Below are 1,007 nucleotides of genomic sequence, written 5' to 3'. Positions count from 1 at the left end.
AAGCCCCGCTGGGGTGGTCCCAGCGGGGCGATTGTCGGTGAGGTGCCGGTTCGGTCGGCAAGGTGTCGGACAGTTCAGTCGAGGATTTCGGTGACGGCGGACTGGGCGGCTTTCTCGTCGACGATGGATTTGCCGCCCGCGAAGGTGGCGACGAGGGATTGCAGGCAGAGGTTGTTGACTGCGCGGGGGAAGCCGCGTGCGGTGGTGTGGACGAGGGTGATGGCGTCCTCGGTGAACAGTTGGTCGGCCCGGCCGGCGAGGCCGAGGTGGTGCTTGATGTAGCTGGCGGTCTCGGTCGCGGTCATGCCGGGCATGGTGTAGCGCAGGGCGGTTCGCTGTTCGAGGGCTGCGAGGACGGCGAGTTTCATCGTGCGGCGGAGGGTGGGCTGGCCCACGAGCAGGCAGGACAGGGGTGAGTCCTGGTCCATGGCGGTGTTGGTCAGCATGCGGATCGCCTCGAGTTGTTCGTAGTTGAGCAGGTGGGCCTCATCCAGGACGAGGACGGGGGTTCGTCCGCGTTCCTCGCGTTCGGCGGTGAGTGCGTGACCGGTCTGGGCGGTGAGCCGGGAGCCGAGGTGGGCGGGCGGCTGGCCGAAGGCGGTGACGATCGCTTCGTGGATGCCGCGGACGCCGATCATGGGGTTGGGCAGGTAGATCACTGTGTGTTTCGACGGGTCGAGGCCGTGCAGGACGGTTCGGACGGAGACGGTTTTGCCCGCGCCGACTTCGCCGGTGACCACGCCGATCGAGCGTTCCGCAATGCACCAGCCGATGCGAGCGACGGCTTCGTTGTGGGACGCGTGGCGGTGGAGCATGCCGGGGGCGAGGTCGCGGCCGAAGGGCATGCGGTTGAACCCGTAGTGGGCCTGGAGCTTTTCAATCACAGTGTTTCTCCTGGTCAGCTGGGTGGTGGCCCGGTTGGGTCACTGGTCGGTCCGGGTTTCGGGTTCGGCGAAGGCGGCGTAGTTGACCTTGTCGGCGAGCGTGCGGGTGTGGGCGGTGTCGAT

Annotated in this window: 1 protein-coding gene; it reads right to left on the bottom strand. The window is 67.2% G+C overall.

Annotated elements, in window-relative coordinates:
* Nucleotides 1-74: 74 nt before the first annotated feature.
* Nucleotides 75-884 carry an ExeA family protein gene (locus NBG84_RS40305; protein WP_250924717.1) on the bottom strand — a complete coding sequence of 270 codons (810 nt, stop codon included), beginning with the start codon at nt 882-884 and terminating at the stop codon, nt 75-77.
* Nucleotides 885-1,007: the final 123 nt, after the last annotated feature.

The organism is Streptomyces albipurpureus (assembly GCF_023701525.1).
Classification (GTDB): domain Bacteria; phylum Actinomycetota; class Actinomycetes; order Streptomycetales; family Streptomycetaceae; genus Streptomyces; species Streptomyces albipurpureus.
This window is presented reverse-complemented; position numbering and strand designations above follow the sequence as displayed.